This is a genomic window from Azospirillum sp. UFLA03-27 (assembly GCF_059803775.1).
This window is the reverse complement of record NZ_JAUQTX010000172.1, coordinates 1-15,376: the sequence shown is the minus strand read 5'-3', so window position 1 is coordinate 15,376 and position 15,376 is coordinate 1. Positions and strand designations below refer to the sequence as shown.

The 15,376-nt window shown below is 68.0% G+C and carries 14 protein-coding genes; 6 read left to right on the top strand and 8 right to left on the bottom strand.

The window, feature by feature from the left end; all coding sequences use genetic code 11:
• Positions 1-65 precede the first annotated feature (65 nt).
• Positions 66-440 carry a sulfurtransferase gene (locus Q4I23_RS22350; RefSeq protein WP_498527666.1) on the top strand — a complete coding sequence of 125 codons (375 nt, stop codon included), beginning with the start codon at positions 66-68 and terminating at the stop codon, positions 438-440.
• 3 nt (positions 441-443) lie between these two features.
• Here the strand turns inward: Q4I23_RS22350 and murJ are convergent, their stop codons facing one another.
• A complete protein-coding gene (gene murJ / locus Q4I23_RS22345) occupies positions 444-1,994 on the bottom strand; it encodes a murein biosynthesis integral membrane protein MurJ (protein WP_498527665.1) in 1,551 nt (516 codons plus the stop codon).
• 171 nt (positions 1,995-2,165) lie between these two features.
• Between murJ and Q4I23_RS22340 the strand changes: the two genes are divergently transcribed.
• Positions 2,166-2,945: an alpha/beta fold hydrolase gene (locus Q4I23_RS22340; protein ID WP_498527664.1), complete on the top strand. Its 780-nt coding sequence runs from the start codon at positions 2,166-2,168 to the stop codon at positions 2,943-2,945.
• A 73-nt stretch (positions 2,946-3,018) separates the two neighbouring features.
• Here Q4I23_RS22340 and Q4I23_RS22335 read toward each other — a convergent pair whose 3' ends face one another.
• The gene (locus Q4I23_RS22335; RefSeq protein WP_498527663.1) at positions 3,019-4,404 is read right to left on the bottom strand and encodes a hypothetical protein; all 1,386 of its coding nucleotides are present in this window, start codon (positions 4,402-4,404) and stop codon (positions 3,019-3,021) included.
• 267 nt (positions 4,405-4,671) lie between these two features.
• Between Q4I23_RS22335 and Q4I23_RS22330 the strand changes: the two genes are divergently transcribed.
• Both Q4I23_RS22330 and Q4I23_RS22325 read left to right on the top strand, forming a co-directional pair.
• Complete coding sequence (locus Q4I23_RS22330) at positions 4,672-5,424, top strand: hypothetical protein (RefSeq protein ID WP_498527662.1); 753 nt, start codon at positions 4,672-4,674, stop codon at positions 5,422-5,424.
• 157 nt (positions 5,425-5,581) lie between these two features.
• Positions 5,582-6,088, top strand: coding sequence for a response regulator (locus Q4I23_RS22325; RefSeq protein ID WP_454018223.1), 507 nt, complete (start codon positions 5,582-5,584; stop codon positions 6,086-6,088).
• A gap of 102 nt (positions 6,089-6,190) precedes the next feature.
• On the opposite strand, the gene Q4I23_RS22320 is transcribed toward Q4I23_RS22325, so the two are convergent.
• The gene (locus tag Q4I23_RS22320; protein ID WP_454018222.1) at positions 6,191-7,552 is read right to left on the bottom strand and encodes an HlyD family type I secretion periplasmic adaptor subunit; all 1,362 of its coding nucleotides are present in this window, start codon (positions 7,550-7,552) and stop codon (positions 6,191-6,193) included.
• A gap of 57 nt (positions 7,553-7,609) precedes the next feature.
• On the bottom strand, positions 7,610-9,301 hold the full coding sequence (locus tag Q4I23_RS22315) for a type I secretion system permease/ATPase (RefSeq protein ID WP_498527661.1): 1,692 nt from the start codon (positions 9,299-9,301) through the stop codon (positions 7,610-7,612).
• A 243-nt stretch (positions 9,302-9,544) separates the two neighbouring features.
• On the opposite strand from Q4I23_RS22315, the gene hutH reads away from it, so the two are divergent.
• Positions 9,545-11,071, top strand: a complete 1,527-nt coding sequence (gene hutH / locus Q4I23_RS22310; protein WP_498527660.1) for a histidine ammonia-lyase — start codon at positions 9,545-9,547, stop codon at positions 11,069-11,071.
• A gap of 110 nt (positions 11,072-11,181) precedes the next feature.
• On the top strand, positions 11,182-11,712 hold the full coding sequence (locus tag Q4I23_RS22305; RefSeq protein ID WP_498527659.1) for a peroxiredoxin: 531 nt from the start codon (positions 11,182-11,184) through the stop codon (positions 11,710-11,712).
• 61 nt (positions 11,713-11,773) lie between these two features.
• Here the strand turns inward: Q4I23_RS22305 and Q4I23_RS22300 are convergent, their stop codons facing one another.
• From Q4I23_RS22300 to Q4I23_RS22285, 4 genes are all read right to left on the bottom strand, one after another.
• The gene (locus Q4I23_RS22300) at positions 11,774-11,998 is read right to left on the bottom strand and encodes a DUF2061 domain-containing protein (RefSeq protein WP_454018219.1); all 225 of its coding nucleotides are present in this window, start codon (positions 11,996-11,998) and stop codon (positions 11,774-11,776) included.
• Between the two features lie 107 nt (positions 11,999-12,105).
• A complete protein-coding gene (locus tag Q4I23_RS22295) occupies positions 12,106-12,897 on the bottom strand; it encodes a rhomboid family intramembrane serine protease (RefSeq protein ID WP_454018218.1) in 792 nt (263 codons plus the stop codon).
• Positions 12,898-13,084: 187 nt separating this feature from the next.
• A complete protein-coding gene (gene ftsH, locus Q4I23_RS22290) occupies positions 13,085-15,022 on the bottom strand; it encodes an ATP-dependent zinc metalloprotease FtsH (protein WP_014240204.1) in 1,938 nt (645 codons plus the stop codon).
• An 84-nt stretch (positions 15,023-15,106) separates the two neighbouring features.
• Complete coding sequence (locus Q4I23_RS22285; protein ID WP_498527658.1) at positions 15,107-15,328, bottom strand: hypothetical protein; 222 nt, start codon at positions 15,326-15,328, stop codon at positions 15,107-15,109.
• Positions 15,329-15,376: the final 48 nt, after the last annotated feature.

The following is a 15,376-nucleotide window of genomic DNA, read 5'->3' as shown; positions in this document are numbered from 1 at the left end:
TGTGTATAAGAGACAGGTCGTGGCCCAGCGACTTGAAGGTCCAATAGACGCGCGTCGCGTTGCCCATGTCGGCGGCGGTGGCCGGCGGCTCCGTCCCGCTGCTGGACTCCCGCTCCGCCGAGCAGTTCGAGGGCAAGGCCAAGAGCCCGCAGGCCCGCGTTCCGGGCACGCTTCCGGGGGCGGTGCTGATCGAGAACGGCGCCTTCTACTCCGCCGCAGAAAAGCGCTTCCTCCCCGCCGACGCGGTGAAGGCTCTGGCGGATCAAGCCGGTGCGGGCGACGCAACGATCACCTTCTGCAACACCGGCCACCTCGCCTCGGTGTCCTGGTTCACGCTGAGCGAACTGGCCGGGATCGACGGGGTCCGCCTCTATGACGGGTCGATGTCGGAATGGACCGCCGACCCGTCTCGTCCCGTCAAGAACGGGCCGGCGGCTTAAGCATTAAACGCTCTTGCGGCGCCGGCGGAACCGCCCGAGGTCCGACCGGCGCAGCAGGCCCAGCGCGACCGCCAGCAGCGCGTAGACCAGCAGGCCGGCAAGGCCCAGCAGCACCAGCCCGCCCAGCCGCTCGAACAGGCTGTGGGCGGCTAGCCAGGACGAGAGCTGGGTCTGCACCAGCCACAGCGTGCCGCCCATGGCGAGCGCCGCGATGGCCATGCGCGGCAGGTTGCGCAGCAGCCGGGCGTCGGCCTTGAACAGCCCACGCCGGGTCAGCAGCCACGCCAGCAGCCCGGCGTTGACCCAGGCGGCGACGGAGGTCGCCACCGCCAGCCCGACCTGGGCCAGAGGTCCCATCAGCGCCAGCTTCAGCGCCACGTTGACCGCCGTCGCGGCCAGCGCCACCCGCACCGGGGTCGCCGTGTCGTGCCGGGCGTAGAAGCCGTTCACGAGGCTGCGGATCACCACGAAGGCCGGCAGGCCCAGCGCGTAGGCCTGCAGGGTCGCGGCGGACCGCGCGGCGTCGGTCGGGCCGAAGGCGCCATGCTGGAACAGCACCGACACGATGGGCAGGCCGGCGACCAGGAAGGCGGCGGCGGCCGGCAGCGTCAGCACCAGCGACAGCTCCACCGCCCGGTTCTGGCTCTCCACCGCGCCCGGCTCGTCCCCGCCCTTGATGCGCCGCGCCATCTCCGGAAGCAGAACGGTCCCCACCGCGATTCCGATGACGCCCAGCGGCAACTGGTTCAGCCGGTCCGCGTAGTAGAGGTAGGACACCGCCCCGGTCGGCAGCAGCGAGGCGATCAGCGTGTCGACGAACAGGTTGATCTGCGTCAGGCCGGAGCCCAGCGCCGCCGGTCCCAGCACGGTCAGGAACCGCTTCACATCCGGCGTCAGGCGCGGCAGGGCCAGCCGCAGCCCCATTCCGGCCCGGCTCGCCTCCCAATACAGGTACAGGAACTGCGCCAGCCCGGCGGCGAAGACGCCCCATGAGAGGGCGTGGCCGACCGTAGGCATCAGCGGCGCGGCCAGCACCATCGCCGCAATCAGGCACAGGTTGAGCAGGATCGGTGCCGCCGCCGCCGCCCCGAACCGCCCCATGCTGTTCAGCACGCCGGCGAGCAGCGATTCCAGCGAGATGAACAGCAGGTACGGGAAGGTGATGCTGGTGAACAGGACGGCCAGCCGGAACTTCTCCGGCTCGTCGGAGAAGCCCGGCGCGAAGACCGTCATGAACTGCGGCATGATCGCCAGGATGCCGGCCAGGAACAGCAGTTGCACCACCAGCAGCAGGCTCATCACCTCCTCGGCGAAGCGTTTGGCGGCGGCCTGCCCGTACTGCACCAGCTTGGCGGAGAACAGCGGCACGAAGGCGGAGTTGAAAGCCCCCTCGGCGAACAGGGCGCGGAAATGGTTGGGCAGCCGGAACGCCACGAAGAAGGCGTCGGCAACCGGCCCGGCGCCGAGCAGCGCTGCGGTCAGAACGTCGCGCAGGAAACCAAGGACTCGGCTGACCAGCGTCAGCCCGCCGACGGACAGGATGTTGCGGAGCACGGTGGTACGGGTCCTCTGATGGGCGGCGCCATCCTAGCGTTTTCCCGGCCAGCGTCACGCCTTTCGGCATGCCAGCCCGTGTGGAATTTGAAGGCGGCGGGCGGAAACGGTCTGCTAGGATCGCCGCCCACCCATTGTCCCATCCCTCCCCTTCAGACAAGCGGAACGTCCATGGCCCAGGGTCTTCCCCTCACCTATCTGGAAGCCGGCGAAGCGAACGGCGGCACCCCCCTGCTGGTCCTGCACGGCCTGTTCGGGTCGGCGCGCAACTGGCAGACCCTGGCGAAGCGCTTCGCGGAGCGGCACCGGGTCTACGCCCTGGACCTGCGCAACCACGGCGGCGCCCCCTGGTCGGACGAGATGACCTACCCGGCAATGGCCGCGGACGTGCTGCGCTTCCTCGACGACCGCGGCTTTGCACGGGCGTCGGTGGTCGGTCATTCCATGGGCGGCAAGGTGGCGATGACCCTGGCGCTGAACCATCCCGACCGGGTGGAGCGTCTGGCGGTGGCCGACATCGCGCCGGTCGCCTACACCCACACCCACGCCCCCTTCGTGGCGGCGATGAAGCAGGCCAAGCTGGAAGGCTGCACCCGCCGGTCGGAGGTCGAGGCGCAGTTGGTCGATGCGGTGCCGGAAGCTCCCCTGCGCTCCTTCCTGCTGCAAAATCTCGTTCTGGAGCAGGGGTCGTTTCACTGGCGGATCAACCTCGACGCCATCGGCGCCCGCATGAGCGACCTGATCGGCTTCCCGGATCTGGGTGACGCCCGGTACGACGGCCCCACCCTGTTCATCGGGGGCACCCGCTCCGAATACATCGTGCCGGAGACCCACGCGGCCATCCGACGCCATTTCCCCAAGGCCGCCATCGAGATGATCGAGGGCGCGGGCCACTGGCTCCACGCCGAACGCCCCCAGGAGTTCGCAGCGCTGGTCGAAGCCTTCGCGTAATTTCTTCGTTCGACAAAAAGAAGCGGGGGCCGCGAAGGCCCCCGTTCTCACATGCCGGCGATGCGTCGTCCGCTCAGAGCGCGCCCTGACGGGCTCCGGTCTTGGCGGCCGGGCCGGCGGACTGGTTGAAGGCGTCGCGCAGATAGGGCGACAGCGCCTGCCGCATCGTGCGCAGCCACTCATGGATGATGATCAGCGAGCGGGAGGCGACCGGCGGGGTCATGCCCAGCTTCACCAGATCCTCGCGGGTCATCTGCGCCACCTCGTCGATGCGATGGCCGGTCAGGCGCGCCCAGGCCGGGGCCGTGCAGGGCGCCATGGAGATGACCTCCACGCCCTCGCGCTCGACCATCTCCGCCTTGCGGCGGGCGTACTGGCTGTCGTCGAGCTGCGAGAAGGGACCGGAGAAGCCGTTCTCGACCAGGACGCGCTTGGCCTTCGGGGCGATGGTGGCGATGCGCTCCAGCGTGTTCATGCCGGTGGACAGCGAAGCCAGATCGACGGTGACCGGCACCATGAAGGTCAGCCGCTCGCCTTCGCCGACATAGTAGTCGAAGCCCGACACCTCGGCCCAGTTGAAGAACCACTGGGAGATGTTGCCGCCGAAGTCGAAGAGGCGGCCGCCGCGCTGCAGCTCCGGGCCGATCTGGTCCCAGAACTCGTAGAAGCCGTCGCCCGAGCCCATCATGTTCATGAAGTCCTGGGTGATGCGACGGTGCTCCACCACTTCCGGGCCGAACAGGCGGTTCAGGCGCTCGTTCACCTCATATTCGACGACCTTGAGCTGAAGGCCTTCGAGCATGGCGGTCGCCATCAGGTGGTGAGACAGCAGCGTCTTGCCGACGCCACCGCGGTCGTTGAGAACGAAGATGGTGCCCAGCATGCGATCGCCTTTCCAGGGTCTATTCGTTGTCGAATCTTGAGGTGTTGAAACGTTAAGGTCCGGAGCTTTGGGAAGCGGAGCCTGTATGGCCGAGACGTCCGGAACCGGTGTTGGAGTCGCGTCCTCCGGCGCACCGGCGGACTCCGGTTCCGGAACCGGGATCGGCTCCGGTTCAGGATCGGGAGGGAGTTCCGGGTCCGGCACGGCGGCTTCCGACAAACCATCGGTCGCGCGGTCCGCCATGTCCGGTTCGGCCGGTTCCGGTTCCGGTTCCGGTTCCGGTTCAAGCGCCGCATCCTCGCCGTCCGACGGTTGTCCAGCGGCCAGGGCAGCGCGGTGCACCGCGTCCAGAGTCTCGCGCGGGGTCGTCTCACCCGCATTCTCCCCGTCCGCAGCTCCGTCGCGTCCCTCGTTCCCCACGAGGAAGAAGGCGGAGCGCAGGGTGACGGGCGAGATCGGCTGGTTGTCGCGGGCGGTAACGCCCAGCTTCGCCAGAACGTCGGAGATGTCCGCCCAGGACAGGCCACGCTCGCGCATCAGGCCGATGTCGGCGTAGCTTTCGCGGACGGCCTGCATGGCCGAGCGGTTTCCAGTCGGACGATCGGCAAGGAGCCGTTCCAGTTCCGCGCGATCAATCGACACCGTGAGTACCCGGCATGCGTGGTTCTGGGGAGGGGTGGGTAGGATTTGTGATACCGCAGGATTCCGTTCCCCCCGGTGCGGAAAAAATAGTACAAGCGATTGGGGTGCGCAAACGGTTTCCAACCATGTTCAACCGCATTAAACCTGTGACACGGCAACCTTCCTTGGTCTCCGCCTGGATTGCAGGATAGGGCCCGGCGTTTGGCGAAGATGCCCTATGATTTCCGATCTCAGGATCAGCGGACCGCCGACTCCGGGCGGACGCCGGGGACTCCCATCGGCTTTCACGAGCTGCGTCAGGCCTGCGAGATCTCGGCCCTCCGGGAGGATCTGGAACGCGTCCTCCAGGACACCGGCGCCCTGCGTGACAGCATTGAGGACGCGGTGGAGCAGGTGCGCCAGCGCTTCGCCGCCCTGACGGCGGAGGAGTTGGCGAACTCGGAGACGATGGCGCCGCTGCTCCAGTTCGCGGTGTCCACTCTGCTGTCCATCCGCGACGAGGCGCGGCGCATCAACACCCAGACCGGCCCGGTGGACGATGACGACCGCCCGACGCGGGCCGTCGCCGAACCGCGTCCCCCGTCTGCCACCGGGTCTCCGGCAGCACCGCCATCCTCGCCGCAGACCTCCTCCCCGCAGACTTCCTCCCCACAGACCGCGCCGCAAACCTACGCGCCGCCGCCGTCCGACGAGCCGGCCCCGTCCTTCGCTTCCGAACCGGTGCGCGAGGTCTCGCCGCCACCACCGTTGGCTCCGGCGCCCGTCTTGTCGCCCTTCGTGCCGCGTGCGCCGGCCCCGGCGCCGCAGCGCCCGGTGGCACCGGACCCCGTTCCCGACGCGCCCCCGGCTCCCTCCTGGCTCTCGCCCCTGTCCGGTCGCAAAGGGAGTTCCGGAACCAACGGCGCCGCTCCCCGCAGCGGCAACGTGGACTGGCTGAGCCGTCCCAAGCGCTGACTCCTCCTTCTCCGCATTGTTGCGGGAAGGTCGCACCTCGTCCGAACGCACCCACGTCACACCGATTTTCCTTGAACTCCAAAATGGGTGCAGCTACCACTTTATTTGGTAAATGAATCTTTACCAATAACACCTGCGGTGACGCATGGGGGTGGTTATGGCACGGGATGATGTGGACACGCTGGCACGACCGTCGCCCCGCCTGGAATGGCGGCACCGCTGTGGCCCGGCCGCCCAGGCCGACCGGAAAGATTCCACCCGACGCGACACCCCGGCGGCGATCCGCCCCCTGCGGTTGCTGATCGTGGAGGACGAATCCCTGGCCGCCGAGGCGGTGGGGATGGCTGCCATGGATCTCGGCCACATCGTCTGCGGCACCGCCCGCACCGAGGAGGAGGCGGTGGCCATCGCCGGGCGCGAGCGTCCCGACGTGGCACTGATGGACGTTCGGCTGGCCGGCGGCGACGGGATCGAAGCGGCGCGGCGTCTGCGCGCCAACTACGGCATCCGCTCCATCTTCCTGTCTGGCTACGCCAACCACGCGATCATGGCCCGCATCACCGAGACCTATCCGCTGGGCGTGGTCAACAAACCCTATTCGCTGGCCCAGTTGAAATTGGCTCTGGACCTCGCGGCACGGCGCCTGCACGGCCCGCGCGGCTGATACCATCCCGCTTCGTCAAACAAGGAAGGGCGGCCTCCCCCGTGGGAAGCCGCCCTTTCCTTTTTCGAACCCTCGCGGAGCGTGACGCTCCCTACCCCTGCCTCACTCCTGGATGAACGCCTTCACGTAGGAGTGCGACAACGGCTGAACCAGATAGTCGAGCGGGGTGCGGGCGGACAGCAGGATGCGCGCCTCCACCGGCATGCCCGGCTTGATCGTCAGGTTGTGGACCTGATGGGAGTCGCTGTCCTTCAGCTTGATCCGCGCAATGTAGGACTCCTGCCGGGTGATCGGGTCCATCACGCGGTCGGCCGAGACGTAGGTCACCGTGCCGTCCAGCGAGCCGACGACGCGGCTGTCATAGGCGGTCAACTGCACCTTCACCGGCAGATCGACGGTCAGCGACTTGATGTCCTTCGGCTGGACCTTCACCTCGGCCAGCAGGGCGCGGCCGTCCGGGATGATGTCCAGGATCGGCTCGTTCGCGGTGATCGTGCCGCCGGCGGCCCAATGGCTGTGCATCACGACGGTGCCGGCGTCCGGAGCCTTGATCGCTCGGGTCTCCAGCCGGTTGGCGGCGTCGCGGATCTGCTCGGCGAGGCGGATGACGTCGCCGCGGGACTTCTCCAGATCGACCAGCACCTTTTCGCGGAAGTCGTTGCGGCGGCGCAGAAGGTCGCCCTCGGCGTCCACGGCGGCCTGGTTGGCCTGGGCGATGCGGGCCTCCAGTTCGCGGTCGCGGCCCTTGAGCTGCGCCTCTTCCTTCTGCTGCTCGACCAGCTTGGTGCGGGTGGCGTTGCCGCGGGACAGCAGGCCCTGGGTGATGACCAGATCGTCCTCGATGAGTTGGATCTCGCGGGCCAGGAACCTGCGCTGCTCCTGAAGGCTCTTGCCCTCCTCGCGCAGCGTGGCGACGCGCTCCTTGGTCAGCTTGGCCTCGGTGTCGAGCTGGTTGCGGCGGACCTGGAACAGGGTCTCCTGGTTGCCCATCAGCTTCTCGACCGTGCGGTCGCTGCCGCGGCGGCGCAGCAGTTCCTCCGGCCATTCGATGGCCGGCTGCTCGAACAGCTCGGCGGTCAGGCGCGCTTCCAGCGCCTGGGTTTCCAGCCAGGAGGTGCTGAGCACCTGGAGCCGGGTCGCCGCCTCGGTGCTGTCCAGGCGCATCAGGACCTGACCGGCCTTCACCGTGTCGCCTTCCTTGACGAGGATCTCCTCGATCTGGGCGGTCTCGGTGTGCTTCACGATCTTGCGGCCGGTCTCCGGAGCCAGAGCGCCGGAGGCCATGACGGCGCTGTGAAGCGGGGCGAGCGCGGCCCAGGCGGTCATCCCGCCGAAGCCCACCGCCAGCACCATGAAGCCGCCGGCCAGAAGCCCGCTGACCCGGGTGTCGGGAACCAGCGCGCGCAGCGCGCCGATCGACGTCATGGTCTTCGTCTTGTAGGTGTTCATGGTGGTGTCGGTCATAACAATCGGTCCTTAATCGCCGGAAGTCGCACAGGTACTGGTCTGGAGTTTCCGGCGTCAGCCGGCGGCGCTCTGCACCGGCGCCGGGCCGATGTTGCGCAGGCGGCTCCAGTTCGGACCCTGCTGCTCCTGCTGGCGTTGCGGCAGTTCCACCGCCATGCCGTTCTTCAGAACGAAGGTCTTGTCGGAGATGTCGACGAAGGCCGGGGAATGGGTCAGCACGATGGTGGTGACGCCGCTGTTTTTGGCCTCGACGATGAACTCGCGCACCGCCTTGTGGCCGATCTCGTCCATGCCGGCCGACGGCTCGTCGAGAACCATCAGCGACGGGCGGCCGTAGCCGGCGCGGGCCAGGGCGATCAGGCGGGCCGAGGCGCCGGTGATCGGGAACAGCGGGTCGGTCACCTCGGTCTCATAGCCGCCGGGCAGGCTCTCGACCCAGGAATGGATGCCGGCGCGCTTGGCGGCGTCCTCGACCTTCTCCCGCGTCGTCTCGGTGAAGCGGGCGATGTTCTCGGCGATGGTGCCGGGCAGCAGATCGGCGCCCTGCGCCATGTAGCCGATGCCCTGCTCCGGGGTTTCCGGGTTCAGCGAGGCGACGGCCAGACCGCCCAGCCGCACGGTGCCCGCCGACGGCATCGCCACGCCGGCCAGCAGACGGGCCAGGACCGACTTGCCGGAACGGTTGGGGCCGGCGATGCACACCGTTTGGCCCGGCTCGACCGCCAGCGTGACGCTGCGCAGGATCGGCTTCTGGTCGCGGGGGGAGACGAACAGCAGGTTCTCGACGGTCAGGCGCTCGCGTTCCACCGGGATCGTCGGGCGCTCCGGCTCCAGGGACAGGCGCTTCAGCAGCGGGAACAGGCGGCGGAAGGCCTGGTAGGACTTCTGGATCTGGCCCCAGGCGCCGGCGGTCTGCTCGACCGGGGCGAGGGCGCGGCCGACCAGCATGGAGGTGGCGATCATGCCGCCGAAGGACAGGTGCTGCTCGATTACCAGCAGGGCGCCGACGCCGGTCACCGCGATCTGGATGACCATGCGGACCCACTTGGTGAAGGCGCCGATGGCGGCGGCGCGCTCGGTCGAGCGGCCCTGCAGGGCGGAGGTGGTCATGGCATCGCGGGCCACGGCGTCCAGCGCGCTCGGCCCCATGCGCAGGCCGCGCACCGTCTCCGACCGCGACAGCAGGGAGTCGAACAGGCGCTGCGAGCGGCTGGCCGGGGCCTTGCTGTCTTCGGCGAAGTGGCGGACCGCCCAGTTGCTCAGATAGCCGAGCGCCGTCATGATGACCATCGCGGCGACCAGGATCACGGCGAGCAGCGGGTGGATCAGGTAGATGCCGATGACATACAGCGGCACCCAGGGCAGGTCCATCAGGGCCGGCAGCGACGGACGGCTCATCGCGCCTTTGACCTCCATGAGGTCGCTGACCGGGGCGGTGTCCGGACGGCCGCGGCCCGAAGCGTCCAGCACGTCGGCGGTCAGCCGACGGCGCCAGGTGACCTCCAGCGCGTTGCCCGCGCGGGCCAGGATGCGTGCCCGCACCGTTTCCATGGCGGCGCTCAACGTCAGGGCCAGGACGACGATGACCGTCAGCATGACCAGCGTATCGATGTTGCCGGACGGAATGGCCCGGCTAAAGACCTGAAGGGAATAAAGTGGCATCGCCAACATCAGGAGATTGATGGTAGCGCTGAAGACAAATGCACCAACGAGTACCCGGGTGAAGTAACGTCCCCCGTGAGCCATATCTTTATTGGTCTTTTCAGACCCGCGAGAAAACAAGCGAGGCATTTACAGCCCTCCAATTGTCACCGTTTGCGGCAGTGCCCACTGGATGCAGGCGAGGCCAGTTGGCGCGTTTTTGGTAAATGAAATCTGAAGATTGAGGGACATCACAGGAATGCCACTGAAAACCACCCCCTTTGCGCAAACGACAACGGCGCCTCATGTGAAGGACTGCCCTGTTCGCCCCATTTCAAGGAACGCCGCATGACCGACACGCTGACCTTCGCCCCCGGCCATCTCGCCCTGCCCGACCTGCGCCGCATCCTGCGCGACCCGCCCATCCTGGCCCTGGCGCCCGGCTGCCGCACCGCCATCGACGCCTCGGCCCGCACGGTGGCGGATGCGGCGGGCGGGGAGCGCGCGGTCTACGGCGTCAACACCGGCTTCGGCCTGCTGGCGAAGAAGCGCATCCCCCCGGAACAGGTCCGCGAGTTGCAGCGGCGGCTGGTCCTGTCGCACAGCGCCGGCACCGGGCCGGACCTGCCGCCGGGCGTGGTCCGGCTGATCCTGGCGCTGAAGGTCAACGCGCTGGCGCGCGGTCATTCCGGCGTGCGCATGGTGGTGATCGAGGCGCTGCTGGCGCTCTACAACCGCGGCGTCCTGCCGGTGGTGCCGGCCAAGGGTTCCGTGGGGGCGTCCGGCGATCTGGCGCCGCTGGCCCACCTGACCGGCGTGCTGATCGGCGAGGGCGAGGCCGACGTGGACGGCGAGCGGCTGCCCGCCGCCGCGGCGCTGGCCCGCGCCGGGCTGGCGCCGCTGGTGCTGGAGGCCAAGGAGGGGCTGGCGTTGCTGAACGGCACGCAGGTTTCCACGGCGCTGGGTCTGGCCGGGCTGGTCGCGGCGGAGGACGGCTTCGCCGCCGCCCTGGTCGCCGGGGCGCTCAGCGTCGATGCCGCCCTGGGCAGCGACGGCCCGTTCGACGCGCGCATCCACGACCTGCGCGGCCAACCCGGCCAGCGCGACGTGGCCGCCGCCTACCGCTCCCTCCTCCAGGGCAGCGGCATCCGCGACTCCCACCGCGAAGGGCACGAGACGGTTCAGGACCCCTACAGCCTGCGCTGCCAACCACAAGTGATGGGCGCGGTGCTCGACCATCTGCGCTTCGCCGCGGGCGTGCTGGAACGCGAGGCCAACGCCGTCTCCGACAACCCGCTGGTCTTCCCGGACAGCGGCGACATCCTGTCGGGCGGCAACTTCCACGCCGAGCCGGTGGCGATGGCCGCCGACGTGCTGGCCCTCTCCATCGCCGAGACGGGGGCGCTGTCGGAGCGGCGGATTGCGCTTCTGATGGACACCCACCTGTCGGGTCTGCCGCCCTTCCTGGTGGCCGATGGCGGGCTGAACAGCGGCTTCATGATCGCCCAGGTCACCGCGGCGGCGCTGGCCAGCGAGAACAAGCAGATGGCCCACCCGGCCAGCGTGGACAGCCTGCCCACCTCCGCCAACCAGGAGGACCATGTCAGCATGGCGACCCACGCCGCCCGCCGCCTGACGGACATGGCCGACAATCTGGCGGGCATCGTCGCGGTGGAACTGCTGGCCGCGGCCCAGGGGATCGATCTGCGGGCGCCGTTGGCCTCCTCCCCCGCATTGGAGCGCGCGCGGGGGCTGCTGCGCGCCCGCGTGGCGGTGTGGACGGAGGATCGCGCGATGGCCCCGGACATCGCGGCGGCGAAGCGGTTGGTGACGGAGGGGGCCTTCCGCCCCTTCGCGGAGAACCTCCTGCCCTGATGCTGAGACAAGACCGCGCAGGCTGCTCCGGCCGGTTTTCGTCAATCCGTTGAACGGCTAAGCTTCAGGCCATCCCACAGCAACCGCTTCACTTCGATCCGGAGACCATCATGGAAGGACGCAAAGTCCCCTCGGTCGTGTTCAAGACCCGCGTGCGCGACGAAAGCGTCGGCGGCCCCAACCCGTTCCGCTGGCAGGACGTCGCCAGCGACGAGCTGTTCGCCGGCAAGCGCGTCGTCGTCTTTTCCCTGCCCGGCGCCTTCACCCCGACCTGCTCCAACCAGCAAGTGCCGACCTACGACGCGCTCTATCCGGAGTTCCGCGACCTGGGCGTCGACGAGGTCTATTGCCTCAGCGTCAACGACGCCTTCGTGATGTTCCAGTGGGGCAAGCATCTCGGCGTGAAGAACGTCAAGCTGATCCCCGACGGCTCGGGCCACTTCACCCGCCGCATGGGCATGCTGATCAACAAGGACCATGTCGGCTTCGGCATGCGGAGCTGGCGTTACGCCATGGTGGTGACCGACGGCGTGATCGAGAAGCTGTTCGAGGAGCCGGGCATCAACGACGCCGGCGAAGGCGGCGATCCTTACGGCGAATCCGCTCCGGAAGCGGTGCTGGCCTACCTGCGGTCGCGCTGAGCCGGTATTCCGTTTCTTTAGCCCTCTCCCCAGAGGGGAGAGGGGATAACCACCGATCCCTTCAGGCCGGAACGGCGGTCCCTTCCGCCGGCTCCGCCTCGGCCGTCTGTGCCTTGCGCCGTTCATGGGCCGCCCAGGCCCGTTCGTGCAGGTGATAGGCCACCGTGTTGCACAGCGGCTCCACTACAGCCAAGGCGCCGCCCACCGCGATGCTGCCGGTCATCAGATAGCCGACCGTAAAGGCCACCGTGAAGTGGATGCAGGCAAAGCTGAAGGTCTTGATCATCGCGGAACTCCCGAACACCGCCGTTTTTGTTCAGCCTCAGCATGAGTGTCGGGTGACGAAGGGTCCAATCGAATAATCCCACCAGACCAATAGATTTTCCCTATTAATCATCGAAAGGGACGGCGGCGGTCGCCCGCTTCCGGCACGCTGCCACGACGCAACCGGGTGCCGGGCGGAACGACCGCGAAGGGGCGGCTGTGCTGGGGCTCCAGCAACCGCACCTCGGGCCGCTTGAAGAAGGGGATCAGCGCGGCCCCCATGACGAACCCGCCGACATGCGCCCAGAAGGCCACCCCGCCGCTGTCGTCGGAGGTCGGGGTGGTGACCCCGCTCAGGATCTGCCCGACGAACCAGAAGCCCAGCACCAGCACCGCCGGGACGCTGATGACGCGCACGATGATGATGAACCAGAAGAAAACGCCGACATTGGCCCGCGGGTGCAGCACCAGATAGGCGCCGAGCACCCCACCGATGGCTCCGCTCGCCCCCACCATTGGCACCTCGGACGTTGGGGCGGCGAAGCTCTGGGCCAGGGCCGCCGCCGTTCCGCACAGCAGGTAGAAGACCACGAAGCGGCCTCGCCCCATGCTGTCCTCGACGTTGTTGCCGAAGATCCAGAGGTACAGCATGTTGCCGGCGAGGTGCAGGAAGCCGCCATGCATGAACATGGAGGTGATGACGGACATCCAGGGCGGAACGACCCGCAACGGCTCCGGCAATTCAGCGTGACCGAACAGCACCGCCGGAACGAGGCCGAAGGAATAGACGGCGAGGTCTCCGCCCCGCGCGCCCAGCGAAAGCTGCCACAGGAACACCATCACGCACAGCGCGATCAGCGCCATGGTGACGACCGGCGTCCGCCGCGTCGGGTTGTCGTCGTAGATGGGCAGGAACAGCATCGGCGGCGCTTTCGGTTGAGACAACCCTGTTCAGTACGATGGTCCCGTCCCTTGGTTCCGCCAAGACGTACGGGAAACGCGTACAGCCGGAAGGCACCAGGAAAATGGTCGGCAAAGAAAAACCGGCGCCCCTTGCGGAGCGCCGGTTTCGCTGACTAAAGCTGTGGTGCGGATCAGGCGCCGGGCATCAGGTGCCCTGGGGCTCCGGGTCCATCCCGCCGCTTTCCTTGGTGGTCGGCACCGACGGGCGGCGGCCCGAAGTCGGAGTCGGCTGCTTCGGCGGGGCCGGGGAGAAGCCCTCCCGCTCATCGTTGCGGATCAGCGGCTCGCCGCGCAGCAGGCGGGCGATGTCCTCACCGCTCAGGGTCTCGTACTCCAGCAGGCCCTTGGCGATGGTGTGCAACTGGTCGATGTTCTCCGTCAGGATGCGGCGGGCCTCGCCGTACGCTTCATCGACGATCCGGCGGATTTCCTCGTCCACCGTGCGGGCCGTGGCGTCGGACATGTTCTTGTGCTGGGTGACGGAGTGGCCGAGGAAGACCTCCTGCGTCGGCTCGCCGTAGAGCAGCGGGCCCAGCTTGTCGCTCATGCCCCATTCGGTGACCATGCGGCGCGACATGTCGGTCGCCATCTTGATGTCGCCCGACGCGCCGGTGGTCACGCGGTCCTTGCCGAAGATCAGCTCTTCCGCGATGCGGCCGCCCATGGCGACGCGCAGGTCGGCGTGCAGCTTGGCCTGGGACAGCGAGATGCGGTCGCCTTCCGGCAGGCGCATCACCATGCCCAGGGCGCGGCCGCGCGGGATGATGGTGGCCTTGTGCACCGGATCACTGTCCGGCTGGTGGATGGCGACGATGGCGTGACCAGCCTCGTGATAGGCGGTCAGCTTCTTCTCATCCTCGGTCATGACCATGGAGCGGCGTTCCGCGCCCATCATGACCTTGTCCTTGGCGGCCTCGAACTCGGCCATGCCGACGACGCGCTTGCCGATGCGGGCGGCGAGCAGCGCGGCCTCGTTGACGAGGTTGGCGAGGTCGGCGCCCGAGAAGCCCGGGGTGCCGCGCGCGATGACCTTGGCGTCGACGTCCGGAGACAGCGGCACCTTGCGCATGTGGACCTTGAGGATCTTCTCGCGGCCCAGCACGTCGGGGTTCGGAACGACGACCTGACGGTCGAAGCGGCCCGGACGCAGCAGCGCGGGGTCGAGCACGTCCGGACGGTTGGTCGCGGCGATGAGGATGACGCCCTCGTTCGCCTCGAAGCCGTCCATCTCGACCAGCAGCTGGTTCAGGGTCTGCTCGCGCTCGTCGTTGCCGCCGCCCAGGCCGGCGCCACGATGGCGGCCGACGGCGTCGATTTCGTCGATGAAGATGATGCAGGGGGCGTTCTTCTTGCCCTGCTCGAACATATCGCGGACGCGGCTGGCGCCGACACCCACGAACATCTCGACGAAGTCGGAGCCGGAGATGGTGAAGAAGGGCACGTTGGCTTCACCCGCCACGGCGCGCGCGGTCAGGGTCTTACCGGTGCCCGGCGGGCCGACGAGCAGCACGCCCTTCGGGATCTTGCCGCCCAGACGCTGGAACTTCTGCGGGTCCTTCAGGAACTCGACGATTTCCGCCAGTTCCTGCTTGGCCTCGTCGATGCCGGCGACGTCGTCGAAGGTGACCCGGCCGACCTTCTCCGTCAGCAGGCGCGCGCGGGACTTGCCAAAGCCCATGGCCTTGCCGCCGCCCGACTGCATCTGACGCATGAAGAAGATCCAGACGCCGATCAGCAGCAGCATCGGGAACCAGGACAGCAGGACGGAGAACAGCGACGGCACGTTGCTGTCGTCCGGAACGGCGCTGATGCGCACGTTCTTCTGCGTCAGCCGCTCGACCAGCCCGGCTTCGGGCGGGACGTAGGTGCTGAAGGACCGGCCATCGGTGAAGTGGCCGGAGACCTGGTTTCCTTTGATGGTGACGTCGGCCACTTGGCCGCGGTCCACTTCGGCGAGAAGCTCGCTGAACGGAACCGTCGTCTGCGGGCTGCGCGTGGAAGAGCTCTGGAACAGGTTGAACAGGGCCACCAGAAGCAGCCCGATGATGATCCAGAGCGCGAGATTCTTGCCGAAATTGTTCACGTCAAAAGCCTTTCTGCGAACCCTGCGCGGAAAGGTAGGCTGATGCGGAGCCACCCCTCCCGGGCTTACGGGCACGTTCCCAGATTAAATAATGCCGACACGGTCCGAAACAACCGGAAAAGCTGGGCCGGCCAACGCCACCCCGGGTGCGTGCAAAGCAACCGCCGAAAGGGGGAATCCGGGCCGCGAAAAGCCCAGATGCGGCACCGCCGCCAGCCCGTCTCCGTCCCACAGCGCCGGCAGCGTCTCGCGGACCGGTTCGGGCAGGCTGATACAGCCCGAATCCGGGCCCTGTCTCTTATACACATCTCCGAGCCCACGAGACTCTAACAGCTATCGCGTATGCCGTCGTCG

Bases quoted from the DNA above. Each gene is read 5' to 3' on its own strand.
- Q4I23_RS22350 (WP_498527666.1), top strand. From the start codon at position 66: ATGTCGGCGGCGGTGGCCGGCGGCTCCGTCCCGCTGCTGGACTCCCGC.
- Q4I23_RS22340 (WP_498527664.1), top strand. From the start codon at position 2,166: ATGGCCCAGGGTCTTCCCCTCACCTATCTGGAAGCCGGCGAAGCGAAC.
- Q4I23_RS22335 (WP_498527663.1), bottom strand. From the start codon at position 4,404: ATGCAGGCCGTCCGCGAAAGCTACGCCGACATCGGCCTGATGCGCGAG.
- Q4I23_RS22325 (WP_454018223.1), top strand. From the start codon at position 5,582: ATGGCACGGGATGATGTGGACACGCTGGCACGACCGTCGCCCCGCCTG.
- Q4I23_RS22320 (WP_454018222.1), bottom strand. From the start codon at position 7,552: ATGACCGACACCACCATGAACACCTACAAGACGAAGACCATGACGTCG.
- Q4I23_RS22315 (WP_498527661.1), bottom strand. From the start codon at position 9,301: ATGGCTCACGGGGGACGTTACTTCACCCGGGTACTCGTTGGTGCATTT.
- hutH (WP_498527660.1), top strand. From the start codon at position 9,545: ATGACCGACACGCTGACCTTCGCCCCCGGCCATCTCGCCCTGCCCGAC.
- Q4I23_RS22305 (WP_498527659.1), top strand. From the start codon at position 11,182: ATGGAAGGACGCAAAGTCCCCTCGGTCGTGTTCAAGACCCGCGTGCGC.
- Q4I23_RS22300 (WP_454018219.1), bottom strand. From the start codon at position 11,998: ATGATCAAGACCTTCAGCTTTGCCTGCATCCACTTCACGGTGGCCTTT.
- Q4I23_RS22295 (WP_454018218.1), bottom strand. From the start codon at position 12,897: ATGCTGTTCCTGCCCATCTACGACGACAACCCGACGCGGCGGACGCCG.